Origin of the sequence: Alkalimonas mucilaginosa, assembly GCF_036327005.1 — a bacterium.
In the GTDB taxonomy this organism is placed as follows: domain Bacteria; phylum Pseudomonadota; class Gammaproteobacteria; order Enterobacterales; family Alteromonadaceae; genus Alkalimonas; species Alkalimonas mucilaginosa.
Genome location: NZ_JAUGZK010000049.1, coordinates 1 through 614, shown reverse-complemented (window position 1 = coordinate 614; position 614 = coordinate 1). Strand labels below are relative to the sequence as shown.

General features: G+C 51.3%; 1 protein-coding gene. It reads left to right on the top strand.

Translation table 11 applies throughout. From position 1 onward, the window contains the following. Positions 1 to 573: EF-Tu C-terminal domain-related protein (locus tag QWF21_RS18075; RefSeq protein ID WP_330089432.1), on the top strand; the 573-nt coding region annotated here is incomplete at its 5' end. Positions 574 to 614 lie beyond the last annotated feature (41 nt).

Sequence of the window (614 nt, the reverse complement as noted above, 5' to 3'; positions counted from 1 at the left end):
CGTGCGATTGATAAGCCATTCATCATGCCAATCGAAGACGTATTCTCAATTGCTGGTCGCGGAACTGTAGTAACAGGTCGTGTTGAGCAGGGCATCATCAAAGTTGGTGAGGAAGTAGAGATTGTAGGTATCCGTGATACCACCAAGACGACTTGTACCGGCGTTGAAATGTTCCGTAAGCTGCTGGACGAAGGCCGTGCAGGTGAGAACGTAGGTGCGCTGTTGCGTGGTACCAAGCGTGAAGACGTAGAGCGTGGTCAGGTTCTGGCGAAGCCAGGTTCTATCAAGCCACACACCAAGTTCGAAGGTGAAGTGTACGTATTGTCAAAAGACGAAGGTGGCCGTCACACGCCATTCTTCAAAGGCTACCGTCCACAGTTCTATTTCCGTACTACTGACGTAACTGGTGCGGTAGAGCTGCCAGAAGGCGTAGAGATGGTAATGCCAGGCGACAACCTGAAGTTCGTGGTAGAGCTGATTGCTCCAATCGCAATGGACGAAGGTCTGCGTTTTGCAATCCGTGAAGGCGGCCGTACTGTAGGTGCGGGCGTGGTATCAAAAATCATCGCTTAATTGCCGGTGATGTAAGAAGAAGGCTCCGTAAGGGGCCTTTT